Here is a 23,119-nt window from a genome sequence, read left to right on the forward strand (position 1 = left end):
CAGCAAGCTCGGCGTGAAGGAGATTCAGGATTCGGAGACGATCGCGTCTGCCACGATAGCGTCTGCTTCGATTTCCACTAGATACTCGGCGCCGACGAGCCGCGCTTCCACCAGTGTGTTCGCCGGCAGGATGTGGCCGAAGCGCTCGCCATGGGCGCGCGCGACGGGCTCCCAATGGTCCACATTCGACACGAACACGCGGGTGCGTACGACGTCCTCCAGCGTGCCTCCAAGGGACTGGATGGCACCGGCGATCTTGTCGATCGCGAAGTGTGCCTGCGCCGCTGCGTCGGTGCCACCGATGAGGCGATCGCCATGCGTGGCGGTGGTGCCTGACACGGAAATGGACTGGCCTTTGCGCACGGCGCGGCTGTAGCCGGCCATCGGCTCCCACACGGTACCGCTGAGTGCCAGCGTGCGTCCGTTCACGCCAGGCCGCGTGGTGAACGGCGCAGGAAACTGCGACACATGATGGCTGAGGTCACCGCTGGCCGTGAGATATGGCGCGCGTCGATACTCATCGCCGCAGTCACCGGGAATGGCGGTGAGCGCCGCCTGCGCGTCGGCAATGGCGCGCCGATCGCTCTCGTCGAGCGTGAACGTGAACAGTTTTGCGGTATCGGCGACGTGCGCCGACTGTCCGAGCCGCGCACCGATAATCACGCCCGCCACACCGGGCTGATCGAGCACCCATTTGCTGGCCACGGCGGCAATCGACACGCCGTGCTTCGCGGCCAGGGTGTGCGCGGCGCGAAGCACGCCCTGAAACGGAGCCCAGCCACCGGCGGCGCGAATGAACCGGCCGTACTTCATCTGCGACCAGGTGCTCAGTGTGTCCCAGTCCGGCTCGGCGGCACCAAGCCAACGCTCGCTGAGAAATCCACCAAGCAGTGTACCGTAGCACAGCAACCCGACACCGTTTGCCAACGCGTACGGGGCGAGCTTGGTGGTGAAGCGCGTGTCGAGCAGCGATCCGCTCACCTGATTGCTCGCAATGCGAATGCCGCTGGCCACGGCCACACGCAGGTGTGCGGTATCGACGTTGGTGAGGCCGATCGCGCCGATGCGTCCGGCATCGCGCTCAGCTTCCAGATACCACAACGCATCGAGCCAGCGCGGATCGGCGAAGGTCCACGCGTGAAACTGCAGCACATCGATGCGATCGGTGCGTAGTCGTGCGCAGGCGCGATCGATAGCGGTGCGCACATCAGCTTCCGTGACCGGGCCGGGCTCGGGCACCCACTTGGTGAGGCACTGCACCGACGCATCGGGTCGCACCTGCTGGCGGAAGATACCCGCCACTTCTTCGGCCGAACCGTAGTGATCGGCCATGTCGAATGTCGTGAATCCGTGCTCGACATACTCGGCCATCGCGTGCGCGGCCGCGTCGCGGTCGAACACGCGTCCATCGCGCTCCATGTCGGCCAACTGCCAGAGACCGGTCAACACCCGGGAGATCTCGAGACCGGGCGCGAGCGTGTAACGGGGAATCGTGGTCATCTATTCCGAAGGAAGTACTGCGGTGATCGCCTTCAAGTCGCCGCCGCGGCGCGCGAGGGCCCGCGTTTCGCGCCAGTAGATCGCGCTGCCGATCACCATCACGATGATCCAGACGGGTGTGGAGCGCGCGTACCACACGCTGACATCCGTGTGCAGGTCGCGCCACGTGTGCACCGCCAGCAGGACCGACAGCAGCACGACGGCCGTACCGGACACCACGATCTGCAACGCGCGCGACGGCAGCACCCGCATGGCCCGCGCGAGCGCTGGATTCCGCGACGGTAGTCGTAGTACCGACAGCGCCATGATGATGAAGTTCACCAGCATCGCGGTCACCAGAATGTCGACGCCCAAAAAGAAGTCGCCGGCAAAGTGACCGCCGAAGATGCCGATCGTGGCCAGCACCGCCGACACGAACAGCGCCACATGCGGCGTGCCGTATCGGGTGTGCACGGCGGCGAGTCCTTGCGGAAACACCCCATCTTCCGCCCAGGCGAAGCACAGGCGCGACACGCCCAACAGCATGCCGGGCAGGTCGTTGATGAGCGAGACCGCCGCACCTGAAACCATGATGATCGCTACCAGCGGCGACGTGAGCGGTGCGAGCAAGCCGGGCGCGGTGACATCGCGCACGCGACTCTCGGCCGCTACATGCCACCACGGCACCGTGTGATACACCGCGGCCGTGAACAGAAAGTAGAACGCGCCCACGATAGCGATGGTGAGGCCGATCGCGAGTGGTATGGAGCGCGTGGGGTGCTTCGCTTCACCACCGGCCTGGGCGATGGCGTCGAAGCCGATGAAGCTCGAGAACAGAATCGCGGCAGCGGGGGGCACCACGAGCCAGAACGAGGCGCGGGCGGGCTCAGGTGGCAGCGCGCGCTGTTGCGACGCCAGCAATCCGATGTAGTCGTCTGCCGAGTGCGAGAAGCCGGTGACGATTACCAACCCCCCGCAGATGAACATGATGACCATGAGCGGGAGGAGCGTATTCGCCACGGCGCGCACACCGCGCAGATTCACGAACACGAACGTCCACAGGAAGGCGAGCGCGAGCGCGAGTCGCAGCGGGCGGTGATCGAGTGCCGTCGCCAACGATATCCACTGCGCGGCGGCCGCGATGTCACGCAGAAACGGGGGAATGACGTACGAGACCACGCCGATTGCGATGCAGAGGCCGAACCACTGCGAGAAGCTGGCGAGGAAGCCAGCGTACGGGCCGATCGCGCGGCTGGCGTACACGTATGATCCGCCGGCGCGCGGCATGGCGCTGCCGAGCATCGCGTAGCAGAGCGCCGCGAGTACGGCCGGGACGGCGGCCAGAGCGTACGCCACCAGTACCCAGTCGCCGACACCGAGCACGGTGCGTTGGAGCGCGAACGGGACGATGTTGATGCCGGCGCCCACCATCGAACAGATGCCCGTGGACGCGAGCGCGATGACGCCGAGCTCGCGTCGCAGTCCGGTCGGGCGCGTGGGTGCCGTCGCTGCGGGCACCGTCACCGTGGAGTGGTCAGTTCGCGACCGCTGCGGAAGGCGCGCACACCGCGTTCGGTGTCGTTGAGCAGCAGCAAGGCGTCCCGTCGTCCGTATTGTCGCATGAGATCGTGCATCAGAGGGGCGTCATCATCCCACGGGTAGCCGAACACGACGTCGAAGTCGTCGAGGGCGAGGCCGAGCTGGAGGTACCCCGATGGCCCGTCGCCGATAGTGTCGGATGCGTCGTCGCCGCCAAGTCGCTTGTAGCCGGTGGGAAGAAAGCTACCGGTCACGAACTTGGCCTGTGAGTCGAAGCGCCCGGCCAGGGCACGCGCCGTTGTCACCAGCGAGGCATCGAGCTCGATGCCGTAGGCATCGAAGCCCATCATGTCGGCCATGATGGTGATGACGCCGGAAGCCGATCCCCATTCGAGAAAGCGCGCGCCGGGGGCGCGGTGCGCCCACAAGGCCGTCCGCACCGCGTCGTAGTCGGCAGCGACGAAGGAATGGAAGTCGCGGTCGCGCACGTTGCGCTCGAATCGCTCCCAGATGCTCCATCCATCGGCGCAAATCGCGTCGAGCCGCGCCTTGAGCGCGGCATCCTCATCAGCGTGCAGTGTGGCGACCCGCTAGTCGAGGCGCGCGCGCGTCTCGCCGCGGACGGCGTGGGTCCGCACGGTTTTCATGATCCGGGCCATATCGGCCTCGTAGCGGTCGCGCTCTTCGGGGGACCACAGGTCGACATTCGCGGCCGCGCGAATGGAGGCGAGCATCTCATCCACCAACTCGCGTAACCGAGGATTGTGGCGGCGCTCCGGTCCATCCCGATGGGAACTCGTCTGGGCGTTGCTCATTGCGGTAATGTGGCCACGGTTGCCACGCATCGTCAGAGGGGCCACGGGGGCAATCGCTTAATCTCCCGCCGGAAGTCGAACACGGGGGCGTAGGTGGGACTTCTCACCGGAAGCGGTGCTACGACAGGACTAGCGAGCTCGGCTATTCCTACGGGCGGCATCGTAGCGCCGCTCCCCCCGCCGCCCACACGTTCGCCACAGTGGTCAGCTTCCCCGTCCGTTCACACGTTCGCCCCAGTGTTCAGTCGTGGAGTACCCGCACGGCGGGCGTCTCCAGATCGTCATACTGCCCGCTCTTGGCACTCCACACGAATGCCACGACCGCGCCGCCCACGAGGATCAAGGCCAGCGGTAAGACCAGATAGATGACGCTCATGACACCGACTCCGTAGTGGTGGATCGTGCAAAGGTGGTGCTGTACCAGGAGCCCAGCACGACGGTGATCGAACTCGTCGGCATGAGGATCGCGGCGATGAGCGGGGTCAGGAGGCCGAACACGGCGAGACTGGCTCCGATGAGATTGTAGCCGATCGAGAGGGCAATATTGCGGCGAATCACCCGCAACGTGCGGCGCGAGCCTTCGGTGAGTTCGACCAGCGCGCCGAGTCCGGGACGCGTGAGATAGACGTCGGCGGTGGCGAGACACGCTTCGGCGCCACCGTGCACTCCGATGCCGACATGCGCGGCGGCGATCGCCGCCGCGTCGTTCACACCATCACCCACCATGACAACGGTGCGGCCTGACGTGGCCTTGAGTCGTTCGACAAAAGCCAGTTTGCCCTCGGGCGAGACTGCGCCGATGGAGTCTTGCGCTTCAAAGGCAAGCGCCCGACCCACCGACGCAACCACGTCCTGGGCATCACCACTCAGCATCACGGTCCGCCATCCGCGTCCACGCAACTGCTGCAGCGAGTCGAGTGCGTCATCGCGCACACGATCGCCAAGACCAGCTATAGCAACGAGCACGCCATCAATTCCGATATGGACCGGCGTAAGTGTGCGATCGAGGTCATTCATCACACGTTCCATCGATTCATCGATCGAAATCGTCGATTCGCGCACGAAACGCGGCGATCCGATACGCACAATGTGGCCATCGACGGTGCCTTCGAGGCCGCCGCCGGCGAAGTGTCGTGACGCGGACACCGTGGCCATGGGAAACCCGGACCACGCGCGACGGAACCCATCGGCCAGCGGATGCGAGGATCCGTCTTCCAGTGCGAGCACCAGCGGCTTCACCCAATCTGGACCATGCCACGCAGCGAGCGCTGTGCGTCCCTCGGTGATGGTGCCCGTCTTGTCGAGTACAATGATGCCGGGTGTGGCGAGCAGTTCGAGCGCGTCACCGCCCTTGATCAGCATACCGCGACGCGCGGCCCGCCCGACCGCTACGGTGATCGCCAGCGGCGTGGCGAGAGCAAGCGCGCACGGGCACGTCACAATCAAGAGCGCGATCGCATCATCGAGCGCATGCGCCGCCGACAGCTGTGACTTGATCACAAAGGTCGTTGCAGCGGCCAGCAACACGACCGCGGTGAAGATCCCCGCCATGCGATTCGCCGTCTGCACGATCGGCGCACGACGCTTGGCACTGTCTTCGACTTGCCGCATGAGCTTCGCGATCCGGCTCGTCTCGCCGGCCTGTTCGACCTGCACGCGCAGCGGGGATTCCACGTTCAACGTGCCGGCGAAGACCATCTGTCCAACGCTGACCGACGTCGAACGCGATTCACCGGTCAGCAGCGCGGCGTTTACACTCGAATGCCCGCGTATCACCACACCGTCGGCGGGGAACGACTCGCCCGCGCGCACATCCAGCAGCATTCCCGGCAGCAGCGCTTCGCTCGGAATGTCGCGCACGAGGTCGTTGTCGACGATGCGTGCCGTGCTGGGTGCAATCGCATGCAACTCTTCGGCGGCATCGACGGCCATGCGTTGACCGCGCTGCTGCAGGAAGCGCCCGACGAGTAGCGCAAAGATCAGCAGCGCCAGTCCGTCGAAGTAGATCGGACCGGAGTCAGTGACAGTATTCATCGCCCCGCGCACGAACCCGGCCGCGAGCGCGATTGCGATCGGCAGGTCCATATGCAGCGCGCGCGTGCGCCACGATGCCCACGCACCGGTAAAAAACACGCGACCCGGCCAGATGAATGCCGGCACGGTGATCGCAAAACTCACCCACCGGAAGAAGCGCGTGAAACTGGCATCCATCGTGTTGAGTTCGCCGGCATAGAGCGCCAGCGCTGCAAGCATTACGTTGATCGCGATGGCGCCCGCGATACCGATGCGTACCAGCATCGCGCGATCCTCGCGCTTGCGCATGTCGGCGCGCGCCACGCCGCGAAACGGATGCGGCGGATAGCCAAGGGTATCCAGCGACTGCGCGATGCGGGACAGCGGAACCGTGGCGATATCCCACTCGACGACCGCCAAGGAGCGACGGACATCGAGCTCAGCCCGCAGGACGCCCGGCACCAGCAGCGGCACGCGTTCCACCAGCCACACACAGGATGCGCAGTGCACGCCCTCGAGATAGAGCTCGGTGCGCGACAACCCGTTGGGCAGCGCCGTGACGTACAGGTTGGCAAATGCGGGATGATCGAATTCGTCGTAGCTGCGCCCCGACGCCCGCACCGGCGCTTCACGACGTTCGGCGAACCCGTAATACGAATCGAGCCCGTGCGCGTGCAGAATGCCGAAGGCCGTATGGCAGCCGCTGCAGCAAAACTGCTGCTCAGCGTCGACTTCCAGCAGCCCTTCGGGTACCGGCAGACCGCAGTGCGCGCAGAGCACGTCGGCGGCCGCCGACGGCATGAAAGTGGTGTGCATTACATGACACCCGCGTGTTGCATCGAGAAGCGTCCCGTGATGGAAAGCAGTCCCATCGCCAGCACCAGTACCGCGCTGAGCAGCGGCAGCCGTTGGCGTAGCGGACCAAACAGCCGCTGCGCACCGAGTCCGACCGCGAGCAACGCCGGTACGGTTCCGAGCCAGAACACCGCCATCGTGAGCACGCCGGTACGGATACTTCCCGAGCCGCCAGCGGTCGCCACGAAGACATACAGCCAGCCACACGGGAGCATCGTGGTCAGCAGGCCGGTGAGCCAGGCGCGCGTGGCCATCGGCTGCTCACGCACGGCGTGCAGGACGCCACCCATGGCGCGCTGCCACGACTCGGGCACACGTAGCGCACCGAGCCGCACGCCACGCTGGGCCGCGATGGTGCTGATCGCCCAACCCACCATCAGCGCCCCGGCTACGACCGCGGCGGCATGCTGCACTCCAGCCAGTGCCCCCAAGGACGACACACCGGCCCCGATCGCGCCGGCGATCGCGCCGAGCGTGAGATAAGACGTGAGTCGCCCCACGTTGTACATCGCGTGCGCGCGCAGTGCCGCCGCATCGGTGCCGCTGCCAGAGCCCGTATAGAAGCACACGAATCCGCCACACATGCCGGCGCAGTGTACGCTCCCCACGAGGCTGGCTACCAGAATGCCCGATGCCGTACCGATCACGACTAGCGCCCGGTACCGGCAGCGCGCACAGTGGCTCGTACGGCGGTGATGCGCGTGCTCGAGGTGAAGTGCGACGTGTCGCGTTTCGCACTCACGCGCACTTCCCATTCGCCGGGCGTGTTGATCGGCACGGTGGCCGTGTACACGCCAGCTCCTTCATCGGTCAGCGTGGCAGTGGTCACGTCGTTGGCGCGCGCGTTGAACAGCACGGTCGCTTCGACTGCCGCGCCGAGCAGTGGCAACGCCTTCTCGTCACGCAGCACCACGCGTAGGCGCGTCGGCTTTCCCGGCACGAAGGAGTCGACGAAGGTTTGCACGCCCCAGCCGAGATCGAGATTGCGGTGCGTCTGTGCCATGGTGGAGTCGTAGAACACCGCCTTCTTGTAGTAGTCCGGCTCGACCGAGAAGGAGGGGTCGTTATTCGCAATCCGCATCATCACCAGATTCGCGGCAACCGTTGCCCCGAGGATGGCCGTAATGCCGATGGGCCAGCTCATGCCCGCTTTCATCGGAATTTGCCCGTTGGAGCGTTGCCGACCGGGCCGAGCAGCCGGTACTGCACCGACTCCTGATAGCGACGGCCGTCGGTAACGCTGATGGTGATCATGCGCTCGCCATTCGTGAAGGCCCGCCGGGGCAGTAGCACGAACAGGCTGGTGCTCCGCGTGGTACCAGCATCGACCTTCAGCGGATTCTCGGGAGCCACCACGGTGATCTCATCGGGGCGGATACCCGCCTCGGCGATCCCGTCGAGGGTGACCGTGTACGGCATCGCCTCGCTGCGACGATTGGTAATCTTGATCCGGATCTGATTGGAGACACGTCCGTCTGCTTCTTCCGTGAACGGGCCGTCGAGCCCACCGCGCAGTACAGTGAGATCGGCCGATTCCTTCAGAAAGAGCGCCGTGATGAGGCCACCGATCAAGATGGCGAGCACCACCGGATAGAGAATCGTACGCATGCGCAGCAGATGCCGCGGCTTGCCGGCGATCGCGTCCTGTGACGAATAGCGAATCAACCCGGTGGGCTTTCCCACTTTCGTCATGATGTCGTCGCAGGCGTCGATGCACTGGGTGCAGTGCACGCACTCCATCTGGAGACCTTGGCGAATGTCGATGCCGGTGGGGCACGTCTGCACGCAGGCCCCGCAGTCGATGCAGTCGCCCGCCTGTGGATCGCGTGTCTTGCCCGCATGTTCGCGCGGCTCGCCGCGCACGTCGTCGTACGCTACGATCACCGACTGCCGATCGATCAAGGCCGCCTGCCAGCGACCGTACGGACAGACGATGAGGCAGGTCTGTTCGCGGAAGTAAGTGAAGTTGAACCAGACCAAGCCGGTGAACAGCACGACAAAGAAGAAGGCCGTGGGATGCTCCGACGGCGGGTTGGACATCCAGTCATACAGCTGATCGGTACCCACGAAGAACGCCAGCAGCGTGTGTGACACGAAGAGCGCCATCGCGAAGAACGTGAGGTACTTCGCGATGCGCCGCGGTGTGAACCACGAGCCCTTCTTGTCGAGATTCCGCGAACCGGTGTAGCCGCCGTCGAACCAGCGGCCGATCGGGCGGAACAGGAACTCGAGATAGACGGTTTGCGGACAGGCCCAGCCGCACCACGCGCGCCCGAAGAGCGCGGTGATGAGGAAGATGCCGATCACGCCGCTGCCCATCACCAGCATGAACAGCGGCGTATCGGTGGGCAGGAACGTGTAGCCCATCAGCGTGAATTGGCGGTGTGGCAGATCCATGAGAAACACGGGCTTGCCGAACAGGCGCAGGTGCGGGGCCGCGAAGAACACGGCCATCAACGAATAGGCCACGATCTGTCGTTTCTTCCACCACGCGCCGTGTGAGGGCTTGGGGCGGATCCAGCGGCGTGTGCCGTCTTCGTTGAGCGTGGGGAGTACCCGCCCCGAAGGGGGCCGACCTACGCCCGATGGTGCAGCTGAGCTCACGGGGTAACCGGTGGTCCTTGCGGGGCTTTCGGGTTCGCAGGATTCGATCCCTGCAACGATGCCACATAGGCCACGACCTGTTCGACTTGCTCAGGCTTGAGCATCGTGCCCCAGGCTGGCATGCCCTTCTCGAGAACGCCATTCGTGACCGTCTTGTAGATGTCGGTGATCCGTCCGCCGTGAATCCACGCGTTATCGGTGAGATTCGGGCCGATCAGACCGCCGGCGTCCATGCGATGACAGGAAGCGCAGTACTTCTTGAACTCCTCCTCACCTTCATGCAGCGCGTCCTTGTCCTTCACCATCGCCAGCAGCTTGTCGCCGGAGATTTCACCGGTGGGTGCGGGATGCGCCGCCGCAAACTTCTTCACGTCGTCTTCGTAGTCCGCAATGCGTCCCTTGCCGTTGCCGACCGGGCCGATGTTGAACACGTAGATCACCGAGAAGATGATCGTGCCAGCGAACGTCAGGAGCCACCAGCGCGGCATCGGATTGTCGTATTCCTGAATGCCGTCATACGAGTGCTCGATGAGCCGGTCGTTGGTGGATTTGAAATCCTTGTTGTCCTTCGGGTCCTGGCTGGACATCGGTCAGCGCTCCTGAGAGCGAGGGCTGATCACGTGATCATCCTCGAGTGGCAGCAGCGATGCCTCATGCAGCTCGCGGCTCCGTGACGGTAGAAACGTGCGGATCGTGATGGCGACAAACACTCCAAGGAAGAGCACCAGCGCGACCTCGGCGTAGTTCGAGAGATCGGCGTAGCTCATGATGTCGGAAAGCTTCACCGTGCCCCCTTCGACGCAGTCTTCTGCACTTTGATGTCACGACCCAGTCGCTGCATGTAGGCGACGATCGCCACGATCTGCTTGTCCTCGAGCCCGCGCGGACCGCCCTGCTCGACGATCGCAGCGGCGATCGTCTTTGCCTGTTCGCGAGCCATCGCCGGTGCCTTGTTCACGGCATCACCGTAGGGCACGCCGACCATCGCCATCGCATCGACGCGCGACTGGATCTGCTCGAAGTCGATCGTCTTGGTCAGGAAGTGCGAGTAGGCCGGCATGATCGACTTGGCGGTCACCGCGCGCGGATTCTCGAAGTGGCGCACATGCCAGAGGTCGGGATACTTGCCGCCCTCACGAGCCAGATCTGGTCCGATACGACGCGAGCCCCAGAGGAACGGATGCTCGTACACCGACTCACCCGGCTTCGAGTACTCACCGAAGCGTTCCGTCTCGTAGCGGAACGGACGCACCATCTGCGAGTGGCAGTTAAAGCAGCCTTCCGCGATATACATGTCGCGACCGGCCAGCTCGAGAGGTGTGTACGGCTTCACCGAGGCGATCGTGGGCACGTTCGACTTGATCAGGAACGTGGGGAGAATCTCGAACAACGAGGCCACGACCACGGCGAGGATCGTGAGCGCCGTGAACAGCATGGGCGCGCGTTCCCACGCGCGGTGCCACTGCACCTGATTGAAGCGCGCCCAGAGACCGTTGGCCGGCACGGCCGGGTTGTCGTCGACGTACTTCGGCGACAGCGGCGCCGCTTCGATGATGGGCACCTCGTAGTGCGCCGGACGGCGCATCCACGTCATGATGATGTTCCAGCCGAAGATGAACATGCCGACGATGAAGAACGAGCCGCCGACCACACGCATCCAGTACATCGGGAGCAGTTTGACCACCGTTTCCACGAAGTCGGGATACGCCAGGCGTCCCGTCTCGTCGAAGGCGCGCCACATGAGGCCCTGCGTCACGCCGGCGCTGTAGATCGCGACGACGTACAGCACGATGCCCACGGAGCCGATCCAGAAGTGCAGCTCCATCGCTTTCTTGCTGTAGATCTCCGTCTGGAAGAGCCGCGGCAGCAGCCAGTACACCATGCCGAACGTCATGAAGCCGTTCCAGCCGAGGGCGCCCGTGTGCACGTGGGCGATGATCCAGTCGGTGTAGTGGGCGAGCGCGTTGACACTCTTGATCGAGAGCATCGGGCCTTCGAACGTGGACATGCCGTACGCCGTGATGCCGACCACGAAGAACTTGAGGACCGGATCCGACGCGACCTTGTGCCAGGCACCGCGCAGCGTGAGCAGGCCGTTGATCATGCCGCCCCACGAGGGCGCCCAGAGCATGACCGAGAAGAGCATGCCGACGGTGCTCGCCCACTCGGGGAGCGCCGTATAGTGCAGGTGGTGAGGACCGGCCCAGATGTACATGAACACGAGCGACCAGAAGTGCAGGATGGACAGCTTGTAGCTGAACACCGGCCCTTCGGCGGCCTTGGGCATGAAGTAGTACATCAGGCCGAGGAACGGCGTGGTCAGGAAGAAGGCCACGGCGTTGTGCCCGTACCACCACTGCATGAACGCGTCCTGCACACCGGCGTAGATGCTGTAGCTCTTGAACAGCCCGGCCGGCATGGACAGGTTGTTGAAGATGTGCAGAATGGCGACGGTCACGATCGACGCGATGTAGAACCACAGCGCGACGTAAATGTGCCGCTCACGCCGCTTGATCAGCGTGCCGAAGAAGTTCACCGCGAACGCGACCCAGACCACCGCAATCGCGATGTCGATGGGCCACTCGAGTTCGGCGTATTCCTTGGCTTGCGTGAAGCCGAGCGGCAGGGTGAGTGCCGCGCTCACGATGATGGCCTGCCAACCCCAGAAATGGAATTTGCTGAGCCCATCGGAGAACATGCGCGCCTTCAGGAGCCGCTGCGTTGAGTAATAGCAGCCGGTGAAGAAGGCATTGCCGGCGAACGCGAAGATCACCGCGTTGGTGTGCAACGGACGCAACCGTCCGAAGGACAGCCACTCGACGTTGAAATTGAATATGGGATTGGCGAGCTGCAGCGCGATGAGGAGACCGACCAGCATGCCCACGACGCCCCAGATGAGCGTGGCGAACAGGAACTTGCGTACGATGGCGTCGTCGTACGAGAAGCGGTCGAGCGTCGCGGCCGACGCGCGCGGCACGACCGACGCGGCCGCGCTTGGTGCGGGGGTCATCGAATGCCTCTGGCAATACGTGGAAGGGGCGTCATGAGTGGTGAGTGTAGGCCGCCACACTTCGTCCGCCCGTCAGGAAGCCCACCGAATCACGTCGGGGAATCCCCGATTCTTGACTGCCAGATACGAGAAGCGGGCGTGACCATCTGGTCACGCCCGCTCACACCCATCGCAAGATTCCCGTCCTTAGGCCGCGTTGCGCACCGATCGGCGCCTCTGCGCCCCATCGACCACGAAGCGCTCGCTCTGCGCCCGCTGCGCCCGCGCCTGCGCACTCAGCTCCTGCGCCGCACTCGCTGACTCCTCGGCGTTCGCGGCCGCGTTCTGCACCGTCCCATTGAGCGCCGTCACCGCATCGCGAATCTGGTTGATCCCTTCCTGTTGCGAACTCGTCGCCTGCCCGATCGACTCCATGATCGCGTTGACGCTGTTGATGCGCGTGGAGACTTCGCGCAGTTGCGTGCCCACCTGATTCGAAATCGACACGCCGCCTTCCACCCGCTGCACCGCCTGGTCGATCAGCTCGGCTGTGGTCCGCGCGGCGTCGGCACAGCGCAAGGCGAGCGCCCGCACTTCGTCGGCGACGACCGCAAAGCCTCGACCGGCGTCGCCGGCCCGGGCCGCCTCCACCGACGCGTTGAGCGCCAGCAGGTTGGTCTGGAAGGCGATCTCGTCGATGGTTTTCACGATCTTCGCGGTTTCGCGGGCCGCTGTGCGCGTCTCGTCCATCGCCGTCATCAGGCGTTGCACCTCGCTCACACCGTTGCCCGCCGCAGCGCTCGCATCCTGCGTGGCCGAACGGGCCTCTCCCACGTTGGCCGCGTTCGATTGGCTCAGCGAGGCCAGCTCCATGAGGCTCGCGCCCACTTCCTCGAGCGACGCCGCCTGTTCCGACGTGAGCTGCGCCAGGTTGTCGGCGCCGATGGCGATCTCACCGGAGGCCCCGTCGATCTGTTCGGACGACGAGCGCAGTTCGCCGATCGCGTCGCGCAGCTGCTGCAACGCGCCATCCATGGCCGCGGCCGTCACATCGTACGTCTTGCTGAAACCCGTCCCGATCACGCTGGTCAGGTCGCCGTCGCGCATGGAGACGATGGCCGGCGTGAGCGTGTCGAGGAAACGCTGGGTGTTGACCTGGTCACACTCGCTCCTCGCGCGGAGCTGTTCCACGGTGCGCGAGGCATCCACCATGCGGGTGGCCATCGACTGGAAGGCGCCGTGCAACTGCGACTGTTCACCGAAGCGCATCGCTCGGCGTTCCTGCACCGCCAGACCCAGCTCGGCAGCCCCGTGGTCCAGCGAACGGACCGCCGCGATCACCGTGCGCACCGCGGCCGCCACGCCATCACCGACCGGCTCGCGGTCGACGCGTCCCTCACCCAACGCCTCGAGCGACTCGAACACATCCTGCGTTGTCGAGGCCTCACGAGACAGTTGCAGCGACATCCAGACCAGAATCGCACTCTCGAACACCACGAAGAGGGCATGCACGACCACGATGGCATGGCCACCGACGGTGTGATTCATCATGTAGACCCCCACGCCCATGCTCTGCATGACATGGAAGCCGACATGATGCACGGCAATCGTGACGGCCGCCGCCACGATCACCCGCCAATCACGGTACACCAGCAGGAAGGCGAGCGAGGCGAACACGTGGAAGTGCGCCTCGATCATGCCGTGGGCCTGATGAATGAAGATGCCCGAATAGGCCATGAAAGCCGTGCCGATCACCATGCGCGTCCAGAGCGCGCCGGCGTCCCATCGCGAGAGCCAGAAGGCGCCGAGCGAAATGGGCAGGGCGAAGGCGAACGCCGTCGTCCAGGCGCCGTGAAGCGTCGCAAGCGCGAGGGCGATCGGAAAATGAGCCAAGAGGACCAGACCGAGCATGCGGTCGGCGGACACTCGGCTTCGACCAAGCACCGTGTTCGTTTTGGAGTGGGACATTCGAATCTCTGATGGAGCCAACGGCCACGATCGGGGGTATCGGCGAAACGGTGACATCGTCGCCAGTCGGTTTCATTGCTTGGATACCACGGGGCCGCGATGGCTTTGGCCATCACGACCGTACCCTCCCCAGTATCGGCCTGGCACCGTGGTTCTTCAGGATCTGGAATCCGCATTCTTCAGTCAGGATTCCCTCATCTCGAAATTCGCTATACTTCTCTTATGAGCCAGCATCCGGACGCCCCCCTGCCGCCCAGCCGCCGCGACTTTCTCGCCACCGCCGCTCAGCTCGGTCTCGCCTCGTTGGCGGCCGTCGTTGGCGCGCGCGAACTGGTCGCCCAGCCCACCCCGAAGCGGCCGACGGCGGCCGCGCTGCCGCCCATGACGGTCTACAAAGACCCGAATTGCGGCTGCTGCACCGAATGGGTGAGCCACGTGAAAAAGGCCGGATTCGTGGTCACCGTGCGCGACACAGCCGACATGTCGAGCGTGAAGGCGTCGTTCGGTGTGCCGGCGGCCCTGGAATCCTGCCATACGGCCCGGGTCGGTGCCTACGCGATCGAAGGGCACGTGCCGGCCGACCTGATCCAGAAGCTGCTCCGCGAGCAGCCGGTGGCGCGCGGACTGGCGGTGCCCGGCATGCCGATGGGCTCTCCCGGGATGGAGCAGGGATCGCAGAAGGATGCCTACGACGTGGTGCTGTTCGACAAGGCCGGCAAGACCCGGGTGTTCGCGTCGCGTTGATGGCCACCGACACGGAAACGGCCGCGGTAGAAAGCTCGGCCTGGCCCCTGCGCGTCGAGCACGCGCACGACGATGACGTGCCTGAGATCGTGGCGCTCAACAACATGTTCGCCCCCGACGGACTCACGCTGCATCGCAGTGAAGCCTTCGTGGTGAGCCACCTCGCCGACTATCAGGTGGTGCGCGGCGCCGACGGGAAGCTGTTGGGCCAGGTGGCGCTCGACGAGTACTCCCCCTCGCTGGTCGAACTGGTGTCGCTCGCAGTGGCGCCCGACGCCCAGGGACATGGCCTCGGCCAGCGACTGATCACGGCTGCCGAAAAGCTCGCTATGGAGCGCGGCTACCCGGAGCTGTTTGCCATTTCTCTGGCCGAACCGCTCTTTCTGCGCATGGGATTTCACGAATCCACGATTCTGCGCTATCCCGAGAAAATCGCCCGTTATCGCGCGATCTCCCGCTCAGAGCTCTCGATTGGCCGGAAGTTCTGTTTCGCGAAAAAGCTGACGCCGTTTCCAACGGCGGGCTGACGGCGCAGACGTAGTCGTCGAGCGGTCACAATGACCGCTCGGGCGCCGGCACTCTGTACTTTGCGGCTCGGACCTGCCGCCATCGGCGTGAGAATGCGGATCTCAAACGTCGCCTGCCGCAGGGCGGCGACCCGTGGCAGATGCGCCAATAGCGTTTCGTCGCCCACCCAGCAGAGGGTCTCGCCCTGGCCGTCGGCGGCGTAGGTCGACAGCGCCATAGGGACCACCGGCACCCCGCTGACCACCGCCGCTTCCAGCAACGACGAGCGGAACGGCAGCACCTGCCGACCGGTCGAGGTGGTGCCCTCGGGGAAGAGCACGACCCGACGGCCGTTCTGCAGCGCCTCGCTGAGCCGCGTGACGGCGCGTCGCAGATCGCGTTTCCGGCGGCGATCAATCCAGATCACCCCGAGTGCCTCGCCCAGCGCCCCGACCAACGGCCACTCGCGTACGTCGCTCTTTGCGACGAAGGTGCAGTCGTAGTGCGCCACCATGGCCACGATGTCGATCCACGAGAGATGGTTCGCCACCAGCAGCGCCGGTCCGGGCGGCAACTGCCCGACCGTGTGCACGTCGATACGCAGCAGTCGCAGCACGCCACGACAGAGCCATCGTACGCCGAAGCGGACGAAGCGGCAGGCGACGTCGCGCATCAGCCGAACAGCGACGCGTAGCTCCGCGCATCCATGTCGCGCACGTCGAGCAACACGAGAAAGTCGGTGGTTCCGAAGGCTTGGTCGAGCGCGGGTGCGCCACACACCTTGGCGCCCAGCGACAGATATCCTTCGAACAGCGGCGGGAGGGTGGCGCTGAGCGACGCGGCGTCGATCAGCGGTCGAGCGCGGCCGTCATCGGGAAGTGCTCTCGCGGCAGGACGCGGACGCACCAGAATCCGGTCGTGGAACGCGCCGCGCGCATGCAGTGCCCGCCAGGCCTCGACGGCCGGCTCCACGTCGACACCGGGGAGCGAGCAGCAACCGAACAGGTAGCGCTTGTCGTTCCACTGCAGATAGCGCGCGATCCCCTTCCATAGCAGACGAAGGACACGCCCCGATCGATGGGCGGGGTCTACGCAGGCGCGCCCGATTTCGACGGCGCCCATGAGCAGGCTTCCCGGTACGGCACCAAGTTCGAAGAGCGTGGCGCTGTAGAACCCATGACGCGTGGCGGCCATGATCGCGGTTTGCAGACGGTAGGTGCCGACCACGGCACCGGAGCTGCGATCGCAGATCATGAGGTGGTGAAACCAGGGATCCCGTTCATCGGCCTCACGCGCATTCGTCGCCGCCGCCGTTGTTGCCGTCGTCGTGGCGTCGTCGTGCGTTCCTTCACCGAGCTCTTCGCAAAACACCCGGTATCGCAGCGACTGCACCGCATGCAGATCCTGGCGGGACCACGCGAAGCGCAGCACGTACTTGCCGGTTTCGACGATACCAGGCGGAATGCCGTCCACGTGGTGCGGGAAGACGTCGGCCTCGAGCGGTGCGACCGTGTGCGATCTGTCGCCAGCCGGCGTCAGGTAGGGGGTGTTCGACGCGTCGAATGCGCGAGCGAGCATGTGGCCTCCAGTGGTCGGTGACGTCCGTGGCTATGTGCTCGGACGGTTCAACCTGAGGCGTGGTAGTACCGAACCGGCGCGTAATTGACCACGGATCGGTCACTGGCCGGCAACGGTCCGCACCGGCTGCACTGGCCCCGACGCGGCACTGGGGTGAGCTTTCCCCACCATGTCCCCACAGTTTGTCGACCCCTCGCTGCCCAAGCGGATTGATCGCTGGCGCAGCCCCGCGCTCGGTCTGGAAATGCCGATCGTGTCGTACGGATGGCGCGGTCAGCCCATCCTGCTCTTCCCGACGGCCGCGGCTGATTTTCTGGAGAACGAGCGCTTCTGGTTGATCAAGGCGATCGAGCCGCTGCTGATGCAGGGACGCATTCGCGTGTTCTCGATCGACAGCATCAACAAGCTCGCGTGGATGGACCGCAGCTTGCCGGTGCCGGAAGCAGGCCGACGTCAGGCCCTCTATTCGCGCTACATCGAAGACGAGGTGGTGCCGTATATCCGCCACGTCTGCGGCGATGGACAAGCGCGGGCCATTACCACCGGTGCGAGCTTCGGCTGCTTCCACGCCGCCAACGCACTGTTCCGTCGCCCCGACCTCTTCGGCGGCTTGATCGGCATGAGCGGCTTTTACGACTTGTCGCCGAGCTACTTCAAGGGCTACACCGACGACAACTGCTACTTCAACAATCCGATGTGGTACGTCGCGAACATGGAGGGCGGCGCCCTCGATACGCTGCGACATCACACCCGGATCGCGATCGTGGCCGGGCAGGGGGCGTACGAAAAGCCCGACGCGACCCGCGTGTTCCACGACCTGCTCGATCGCAAGCAGATCGGACATACCTTCGATCTGTGGGGGCATGACGTGAACCACGACTGGCCGTGGTGGCGCAAGATGCTGCCGCACTATCTGGAGCGAATCGGATGCTGACGAACAACAGTCGTGCGTTTTGGGTAGCGGGTTTGGGGTTGACCATGGGCATGCCCATGGCGGCTACCGCACAGGTGGCCGCGAAGAAGCCGGCCGCGGCCACGGCCGTTTCCATGAAGGACGCCTCGCTCGAGGCGCGTGTCGCCCATGTGCGACGACTGCTGCGCAACACGCCGTTGGTGGACGGGCACAACGATCTGCCGTGGGCGATGCGTGAAGCGGCGAAGGATCCGCTCGATGTCGTGGCGTATGATCTGCGTCGCAAGACGGCTGGCATGACCGACATCGCGCGCCTGCGCAAAGGCATGGTGGGCGGACAGTTCTGGTCGGTGTACATCCCCGGCGAAGTGCGCGACTCAGGCTACGCGCGCATTCAGCTCGAGCAGATCGACATCGCCAAGCGCACCATTGCGCGCTATCCCGATGTGTTCGTCCCGGCGTTCACTGCCGCCGATGTGCGCAAGGCGTACGCGCAGGGGAAGATCGGCTCCCTGCTGGGCATGGAAGGCGGCCACGCGATCGAGAATTCGCTGGGGGCCCTGCGCTCGTACTACGAACTCGGCGCGCGATACATGACGCTCACGCACAACGTGACGCTCGATTGGGCCGATGCCGCCAACGATGTGCCGCGCAACAAGGGACTCACGGCGTTCGGCAAGGAAGTCGTTCGCGAAATGAACCGGCTCGGCATGCTGGTCGATCTGGCGCATACGTCACCGGCGGTGATGAGTCAGGCGCTGTCGGTGACGGAGGCGCCGGTGATCTGGTCGCATGCCGCCGCCCGCGGTGTCACCGACGTACCGCGCAACGTGCCCGACTCCATTCTCGCCCGCCTGCCGAAGAATGGCGGCGTGGTGATGATGACGTTCGTGCCGGGCTTCGTGTCGCAAACGGTGGCGAACTACGGGGCGCAGGTGACGGCCGTGCGCGACTCGATCGCCAAACGCTATCCCCAAGACAACGACGCGCAGTTCAAGGCGGTGGCGGCGTGGCGCGAAACGCACCCCACCCCGATCGCGACGATCAATGACGTGGCCGACCATCTCGATCACATCAAGCAGATCGCCGGAGCGGCGCACGTAGGCATCGGCGGTGATTTCGACGGCATCACGGAAACCGTTCAGGGGCTCGAAGATGTCTCAACGTATCCGACGCTGTTCGCCGAACTGCTGAAGCGCGGCTGGACCGACACGGAACTGAAGGGACTCGCCGGCGAGAACGTGCTGCGTGCCCTGAAGGGTGCCGAATCGGTGTCGGCCTTACTGCGCAAAGCGCGTCCAGCCTCCACGAAGACCATCCAACAACTCGACGGACGCCGCTGATGAGCCTCGATCGCCGCACTTTCCTGAAGCACTCTGCGCTGCTCGGTGGCGCGGTGGGTCTGGGTCTTCCCACGGCCGCTCACGCGTTTACCGCCGACGGTCTGCGCCCGTTGGTGTATCGCCCGGAAGCGGGCACGGCGCAGCCCAAGCCGTTGCGTATTCTCATCTTGGGCGGCACCGGCTTCATCGGACCGAATCAGGTGGAGTACGCGCTGGCGCGGAAGCACAACGTCACGCTGTTCAACCGCGGCAAGACGAACGCGACGCTGTTTCCGAAGGTCCCGCGCATCATCGGCGATCGCAATGTGTCCGGCGGGCACGATGGACTGAAGAAGGGAACGTGGGACGTCGTGATCGACAATCCCACGCGTAATCCGATGTGGGTGCGTGGCGCCGGTGAAGCGCTCAAGGGACGCGTGGGCCAGTACATCTTCGTGTCCACGATCTCGGTCTTCAGCGACAACTCGATCGTGGGCATGGACGAGAGCGGTCCGCTGCACAAGCCGGGCGATCCGTCGGTCTGGGCCAGCAACGACGGTGCGAATTACGGACCCAACAAGGTGCAGTGCGAGCTCGATGCGAAGGCGCAGTTCGGCGAGGACAAGGTCACCGTCGTGCGTCCTGGATTGATTGTCGGACCCGGCGACTTGAGCGATCGCTTCTCCTACTGGCCGGTGCGCATCGACAAGGGCGGTGAGATTCTCGCGCCCGGCACGCCCAACGACGCGGTGCAGTACATCGACGCCGAAGATCTGGGGCAGTGGATGGTGCGCGTCGCGGAGAATCACGCCATCGGCACCTTCAACGCCACGGGCCCGAAGTCGCCGACGAACATCGCGGAGATGCTGTACGGCATCAAAGCCGTGACCAGTAGCGACGCACGCTTCACCTGGGTGGCCGCCGATTTCCTCGCGGAGAACCAGGTGCGGGCGTGGAGTGACATGCCGGTGTGGATGCCGCCCACGGGGCGCACGGCCGGCTTCATGTCGGTGAATTGCAGCAAGGCGTTCGCCGCCGGGCTCACTCTGCGGCCACTGGCCGATACGGCGAAGCACACGCTCGACTGGTACAAGACGCGTCCGGCCGCCGAGCAGGAGAAGGCGCGGGCGGGGCTGGCGCCGGAGAAGGAGAAGACCGTGTTGGCGGCGTGGCACGCCAAGGTGGGGAAGTGAGCACTGCGCGTGTCGTCGCACCGTTGCGCGTGCTGGTATTGGGCGGCACGGGTTACATCGGCCCGCATCTGGTGGAGCACGCCTTGGCGCGTGGTCACACGGTTACGCTGTTCAATCGCGGCAAGACCAAGCCGGGGTTGTTTCCGAAGGTCGAGAAGCTGATCGGCGACCGCAGCGATCCGAACGGACACGAGGCGCTGAAAGGGCGCACGTGGGATGTGGTGTACGATTTGCCGACCACGAATCCGCAGTGGATCGTGAACGCGGCGGCGGTCCTGAAGGGCAAGGTGGCGCAGTACGTGTTTGTGAGCAGTACGGCAGCGTACAAAGATTTCACGCGCTCGTTTCCCGACGAGACGCACCCCACGCAGGAGCCGGCGCCGATCAGTGGCCCCGATGCGGCCGCTGCGCCGTATGGCAACAAGAAGGTGCGCTGCGAGCAGCTGGTGCAGGACGCATTCGGTGCCGGCGCCACGGTGGTGCGGCCGGGGCTGATCGTGGGTCCCGGCGATCTCACCGATCGGTTCACCTACTGGCCGGTGCGCATCGAGAAGGGCGGCGAGATTCTGGCGCCGGGTACAATTGACGATCCGGCGCAGTGGATCGACGTGCGCGATCTCACCGAGTGGATGGTGCGTTTGGGCGAGAGCCGTACGGGCGGTGTGTTCAATGCCGTCGGTCCACGCACGGTGTGTGGCATCGGCGAACTGCTGTACGGCATCAAGGCGTGCTTCAACAACGACGCGCGCTTCACGTGGGTGCCGACGTCGTTCCTCACCGCGCAGAAGGTACGCTCGTGGGTGGAGATGCCGGTGTGGTCGTTCACTGGCGCCAGTACGGTGGCGTTCAGCACGAGTGTGATCGAGAAAGCGCTGGCGTCGGGGCTCACCTTCCGTCCGCTGGCCACCACGGTGCGTGATGCGCTCACCTGGTATCACGCACGTCCGGCGGCGGAGCAGGAGAAGTTGCGGGCTGGTATCGCGCCTGAGCGCGAGCGTGAAGTCTTGGCCGCGTGGCACGCCCAGCAATCCGGAGCCAAGTGATCCGTCGCGTCATGGCGAAGCTGGTGACGGTGGAAGAAGGCGAGTGGCGGGCCACGCTACTCGCATTTTCTTTCTTCTTTTTCTTGTTGGCGAGCTACTTCATTCTACGTAGCATTCGCGACGCGATCGGCGTAGCCGCCGGTACGGCCAAGCTCCCGTGGCTCTTCACGGGCACGCTGATTGCGACGCTGCTGGCCAATCCGCTGTACGCCACGATCGTGTCGCGCCTTCCGGTGCGACGCTTCATCCCGATCGTGTACCGGGTGTTTGCCGGCTTGCTCGTGGTGTTCGCCTTCGCGGTATACAGTACCGGTCCCGCCGAAGAGAAGTATCTCGGTCCTGCCTTCTGGATCTTCATCAGCGTCTTCAGCCTCTTCGTGCCCTCGGTGTTCTGGGGCTTCATGGCGGACACGTTCTACAGCGATCAGGGCAAGCGCCTCTACGGCTTCATCGGTGTCGGTGGCACGTTGGGTGGGATGTTCGGCTCGAAGTTCACCTCGCTGATGGCGACGCAGGTGGGAACGCCGATGCTGATGTTGATGTCGGTGCTGCTGCTCGAGTGCGGCGTGCAGATGCTCCGCAAATTTCCGCCCAGCTTCCGTGCGGAAACGCGCGATCGCGAAGAGGCAAAGCGCTCGGTGGGTGGTGGCTCCCTGGCGGGGATCACGCATGTGCTGCGCTCTCCGTACCTGCTTGGCATCTGTCTCTTCATGCTGTTGTTCACGATCGGCACGACGGTGCTGTATTTCCAGCAAGCCGAGATCGTAGGCGCGAAGTTCGCGGATCGTGAGTCGCGCACGGCGTTCCTGGCGAATCTCGACTTCTATGTGCAGCTGCTGACGGTGCTGGCGCAGCTGTTCATCTCGGGTCGCGTGATCAAGTGGATCGGCGTCGGGATGACACTCGCGATCCTGCCGCTGGTGAGCGTGATCGGCTTCGGCGCGCTCGGCGTCTGGCCGTCGCTCTCGCTGTTTGTGGCCTTCACGGTGATTCGTCGCGCCGGCAACTATGCGTTCGCGAACCCTGGCCGTGAGGTGTTGTTCTCGGTGATCCCCGCCGAGGACAAGTACAAGGCCAAGAACTTCATCGACACCTTCGCGTACCGCAGCGGCGACCAGATCGGCGCGTGGAGCTACGCCGGCATGTCGGCCGCCGGTCTCGCGGTAAGTTCCATCGCACTGATCGCGGCGCCGATGAGCGCGGTGTGGCTGGTCGTGGCAATCTGGCTGGGGCGGCGACACACGGTCATGTCGAAAGCGGAGTCGTTGTAGCGGCTTCACGAACTGCTCTACCGCGAATTATCGCCGATGCCCGCGGATTGAACTGCCAAAATATTCTGCATGAGTGCTCGCCGCGGTGGTTGTCGCGCTGGCGAGAGCAATCTGTGATTTGTCCGCGTTGATCAGCGGTAAAGTTGTTGGTTTTTGCCGTTTCCACGAACAGCTATACCGCGAATTGTCGCCGATGCCCGCGGATTGAACTGCCAAAATATTTTGCATGAGTGGTCGTCGCGCTGGTGAGAGCAATTCGTGAGTCACCCGCGTTGATCAGCGGTAA

The 23,119-nt window shown here is 64.6% G+C and carries 22 protein-coding genes; 7 read left to right on the top strand and 15 right to left on the bottom strand.

Translation table 11 applies throughout. The features are described from left to right. Positions 1-24: 24 nt before the first annotated feature. From HKW67_RS16560 to HKW67_RS16620, 13 genes are all read right to left on the bottom strand, one after another. Complete coding sequence (locus HKW67_RS16560) at positions 25-1,500, bottom strand: aldo/keto reductase (protein ID WP_171226448.1); 1,476 nt, start codon at positions 1,498-1,500, stop codon at positions 25-27. Further along, positions 1,501-3,003 carry an APC family permease gene (locus HKW67_RS16565; protein WP_206044460.1) on the bottom strand — a complete coding sequence of 501 codons (1,503 nt, stop codon included), beginning with the start codon at positions 3,001-3,003 and terminating at the stop codon, positions 1,501-1,503. It lies immediately after the preceding gene. Next, positions 3,000-3,506, bottom strand: a complete 507-nt coding sequence (locus tag HKW67_RS16570; RefSeq protein ID WP_171226449.1) for a class I SAM-dependent methyltransferase — start codon at positions 3,504-3,506, stop codon at positions 3,000-3,002. The genes HKW67_RS16565 and HKW67_RS16570 overlap by 4 nt, the downstream gene beginning before the upstream one ends. A 102-nt stretch (positions 3,507-3,608) precedes the next feature. Beyond that, positions 3,609-3,761, bottom strand: a complete 153-nt coding sequence (locus HKW67_RS16575; protein ID WP_171226450.1) for a hypothetical protein — start codon at positions 3,759-3,761, stop codon at positions 3,609-3,611. A gap of 313 nt (positions 3,762-4,074) precedes the next feature. Further along, positions 4,075-4,209, bottom strand: coding sequence for a cbb3-type cytochrome oxidase assembly protein CcoS (gene ccoS / locus HKW67_RS16580; RefSeq protein ID WP_171226451.1), 135 nt, complete (start codon positions 4,207-4,209; stop codon positions 4,075-4,077). After that, positions 4,206-6,662 (bottom strand): heavy metal translocating P-type ATPase, encoded by a 2,457-nt coding sequence (locus HKW67_RS16585; protein ID WP_171226452.1) that lies wholly within the window; start codon positions 6,660-6,662, stop codon positions 4,206-4,208. The genes ccoS and HKW67_RS16585 overlap by 4 nt, the downstream gene beginning before the upstream one ends. Next, positions 6,662-7,348, bottom strand: a complete 687-nt coding sequence (locus tag HKW67_RS16590) for a sulfite exporter TauE/SafE family protein (RefSeq protein WP_171226453.1) — start codon at positions 7,346-7,348, stop codon at positions 6,662-6,664. The genes HKW67_RS16585 and HKW67_RS16590 overlap by 1 nt, the downstream gene beginning before the upstream one ends. 2 nt (positions 7,349-7,350) lie before the next feature. Next, positions 7,351-7,845: a FixH family protein gene (locus HKW67_RS16595; RefSeq protein ID WP_171226454.1), complete on the bottom strand. Its 495-nt coding sequence runs from the start codon at positions 7,843-7,845 to the stop codon at positions 7,351-7,353. An 8-nt stretch (positions 7,846-7,853) separates the two neighbouring features. Further along, on the bottom strand, positions 7,854-9,305 hold the full coding sequence (gene ccoG, locus HKW67_RS16600; protein ID WP_206044461.1) for a cytochrome c oxidase accessory protein CcoG: 1,452 nt from the start codon (positions 9,303-9,305) through the stop codon (positions 7,854-7,856). After that, a complete protein-coding gene (locus tag HKW67_RS16605) occupies positions 9,302-9,892 on the bottom strand; it encodes a cbb3-type cytochrome c oxidase N-terminal domain-containing protein (RefSeq protein ID WP_171226455.1) in 591 nt (196 codons plus the stop codon). Before HKW67_RS16605 ends, ccoG begins: the two co-directional genes overlap by 4 nt. Before the next feature lie 3 nt (positions 9,893-9,895). Further along, positions 9,896-10,090 (bottom strand): cbb3-type cytochrome oxidase subunit 3, encoded by a 195-nt coding sequence (locus tag HKW67_RS16610; RefSeq protein ID WP_171226456.1) that lies wholly within the window; start codon positions 10,088-10,090, stop codon positions 9,896-9,898. Beyond that, positions 10,087-12,315 (bottom strand): cytochrome-c oxidase, cbb3-type subunit I, encoded by a 2,229-nt coding sequence (gene ccoN, locus HKW67_RS16615; protein WP_171226457.1) that lies wholly within the window; start codon positions 12,313-12,315, stop codon positions 10,087-10,089. The genes HKW67_RS16610 and ccoN overlap by 4 nt, the downstream gene beginning before the upstream one ends. Positions 12,316-12,501: 186 nt before the next feature. After that, positions 12,502-14,262, bottom strand: coding sequence for a methyl-accepting chemotaxis protein (locus HKW67_RS16620; RefSeq protein WP_171226458.1), 1,761 nt, complete (start codon positions 14,260-14,262; stop codon positions 12,502-12,504). A gap of 222 nt (positions 14,263-14,484) precedes the next feature. Here HKW67_RS16620 and HKW67_RS16625 point away from each other — a divergent pair, with 222 nt between their 5' ends. Further along, positions 14,485-15,006: a DUF411 domain-containing protein gene (locus HKW67_RS16625; RefSeq protein WP_171226459.1), complete on the top strand. Its 522-nt coding sequence runs from the start codon at positions 14,485-14,487 to the stop codon at positions 15,004-15,006. Beyond that, positions 15,006-15,533: a GNAT family N-acetyltransferase gene (locus HKW67_RS16630; protein ID WP_171226460.1), complete on the top strand. Its 528-nt coding sequence runs from the start codon at positions 15,006-15,008 to the stop codon at positions 15,531-15,533. Before HKW67_RS16625 ends, HKW67_RS16630 begins: the two co-directional genes overlap by 1 nt. Here the strand turns inward: HKW67_RS16630 and HKW67_RS16635 are convergent. Both HKW67_RS16635 and HKW67_RS16640 read right to left on the bottom strand, forming a co-directional pair. Further along, a complete protein-coding gene (locus tag HKW67_RS16635; protein ID WP_171226461.1) occupies positions 15,446-16,186 on the bottom strand; it encodes a lysophospholipid acyltransferase family protein in 741 nt (246 codons plus the stop codon). The genes HKW67_RS16630 and HKW67_RS16635 overlap by 88 nt on opposite strands. After that, positions 16,186-17,091, bottom strand: a complete 906-nt coding sequence (locus HKW67_RS16640) for a GNAT family N-acetyltransferase (RefSeq protein WP_171226462.1) — start codon at positions 17,089-17,091, stop codon at positions 16,186-16,188. Before HKW67_RS16640 ends, HKW67_RS16635 begins: the two co-directional genes overlap by 1 nt. Positions 17,092-17,260: 169 nt before the next feature. On the opposite strand from HKW67_RS16640, the gene HKW67_RS16645 reads away from it, so the two are divergent. Genes HKW67_RS16645 through HKW67_RS16665 form a run of 5 tightly spaced genes read left to right on the top strand, consistent with a single transcriptional unit; the run spans position 17,261 to position 22,833 of the window. Then, positions 17,261-18,025, top strand: coding sequence for an esterase family protein (locus HKW67_RS16645; protein WP_171226463.1), 765 nt, complete (start codon positions 17,261-17,263; stop codon positions 18,023-18,025). A gap of 44 nt (positions 18,026-18,069) precedes the next feature. Then, a complete protein-coding gene (locus HKW67_RS16650) occupies positions 18,070-19,347 on the top strand; it encodes a dipeptidase (RefSeq protein WP_230981040.1) in 1,278 nt (425 codons plus the stop codon). Continuing rightward, positions 19,347-20,519 (top strand): twin-arginine translocation signal domain-containing protein, encoded by a 1,173-nt coding sequence (locus HKW67_RS16655; protein ID WP_171226464.1) that lies wholly within the window; start codon positions 19,347-19,349, stop codon positions 20,517-20,519. Before HKW67_RS16650 ends, HKW67_RS16655 begins: the two co-directional genes overlap by 1 nt. Beyond that, positions 20,516-21,562, top strand: a complete 1,047-nt coding sequence (locus HKW67_RS16660) for an NAD-dependent epimerase/dehydratase family protein (protein WP_230981041.1) — start codon at positions 20,516-20,518, stop codon at positions 21,560-21,562. Before HKW67_RS16655 ends, HKW67_RS16660 begins: the two co-directional genes overlap by 4 nt. Beyond that, on the top strand, positions 21,559-22,833 hold the full coding sequence (locus HKW67_RS16665) for an NTP/NDP exchange transporter (protein ID WP_171226465.1): 1,275 nt from the start codon (positions 21,559-21,561) through the stop codon (positions 22,831-22,833). Before HKW67_RS16660 ends, HKW67_RS16665 begins: the two co-directional genes overlap by 4 nt. Positions 22,834-23,119 lie beyond the last annotated feature (286 nt).

Source organism: Gemmatimonas groenlandica, assembly GCF_013004105.1.
Taxonomy (GTDB): domain Bacteria; phylum Gemmatimonadota; class Gemmatimonadetes; order Gemmatimonadales; family Gemmatimonadaceae; genus Gemmatimonas; species Gemmatimonas groenlandica.

Coding starts and splice junctions, on each gene's coding strand:
- HKW67_RS16560 (WP_171226448.1), bottom strand. CDS start 1,500: ATGACCACGATTCCCCGTTACACGCTCGCGCCCGGTCTCGAGATCTCC.
- ccoS (WP_171226451.1), bottom strand. CDS start 4,209: ATGAGCGTCATCTATCTGGTCTTACCGCTGGCCTTGATCCTCGTGGGC.
- HKW67_RS16585 (WP_171226452.1), bottom strand. CDS start 6,662: ATGCACACCACTTTCATGCCGTCGGCGGCCGCCGACGTGCTCTGCGCG.
- HKW67_RS16595 (WP_171226454.1), bottom strand. CDS start 7,845: ATGAGCTGGCCCATCGGCATTACGGCCATCCTCGGGGCAACGGTTGCC.
- HKW67_RS16605 (WP_171226455.1), bottom strand. CDS start 9,892: ATGTCCAGCCAGGACCCGAAGGACAACAAGGATTTCAAATCCACCAAC.
- ccoN (WP_171226457.1), bottom strand. CDS start 12,315: ATGACCCCCGCACCAAGCGCGGCCGCGTCGGTCGTGCCGCGCGCGTCG.
- HKW67_RS16620 (WP_171226458.1), bottom strand. CDS start 14,262: ATGTCCCACTCCAAAACGAACACGGTGCTTGGTCGAAGCCGAGTGTCC.
- HKW67_RS16625 (WP_171226459.1), top strand. CDS start 14,485: ATGAGCCAGCATCCGGACGCCCCCCTGCCGCCCAGCCGCCGCGACTTT.
- HKW67_RS16630 (WP_171226460.1), top strand. CDS start 15,006: ATGGCCACCGACACGGAAACGGCCGCGGTAGAAAGCTCGGCCTGGCCC.
- HKW67_RS16635 (WP_171226461.1), bottom strand. CDS start 16,186: ATGCGCGACGTCGCCTGCCGCTTCGTCCGCTTCGGCGTACGATGGCTC.
- HKW67_RS16640 (WP_171226462.1), bottom strand. CDS start 17,091: ATGCTCGCTCGCGCATTCGACGCGTCGAACACCCCCTACCTGACGCCG.
- HKW67_RS16645 (WP_171226463.1), top strand. CDS start 17,261: ATGTCCCCACAGTTTGTCGACCCCTCGCTGCCCAAGCGGATTGATCGC.
- HKW67_RS16650 (WP_230981040.1), top strand. CDS start 18,070: ATGGGCATGCCCATGGCGGCTACCGCACAGGTGGCCGCGAAGAAGCCG.
- HKW67_RS16655 (WP_171226464.1), top strand. CDS start 19,347: ATGAGCCTCGATCGCCGCACTTTCCTGAAGCACTCTGCGCTGCTCGGT.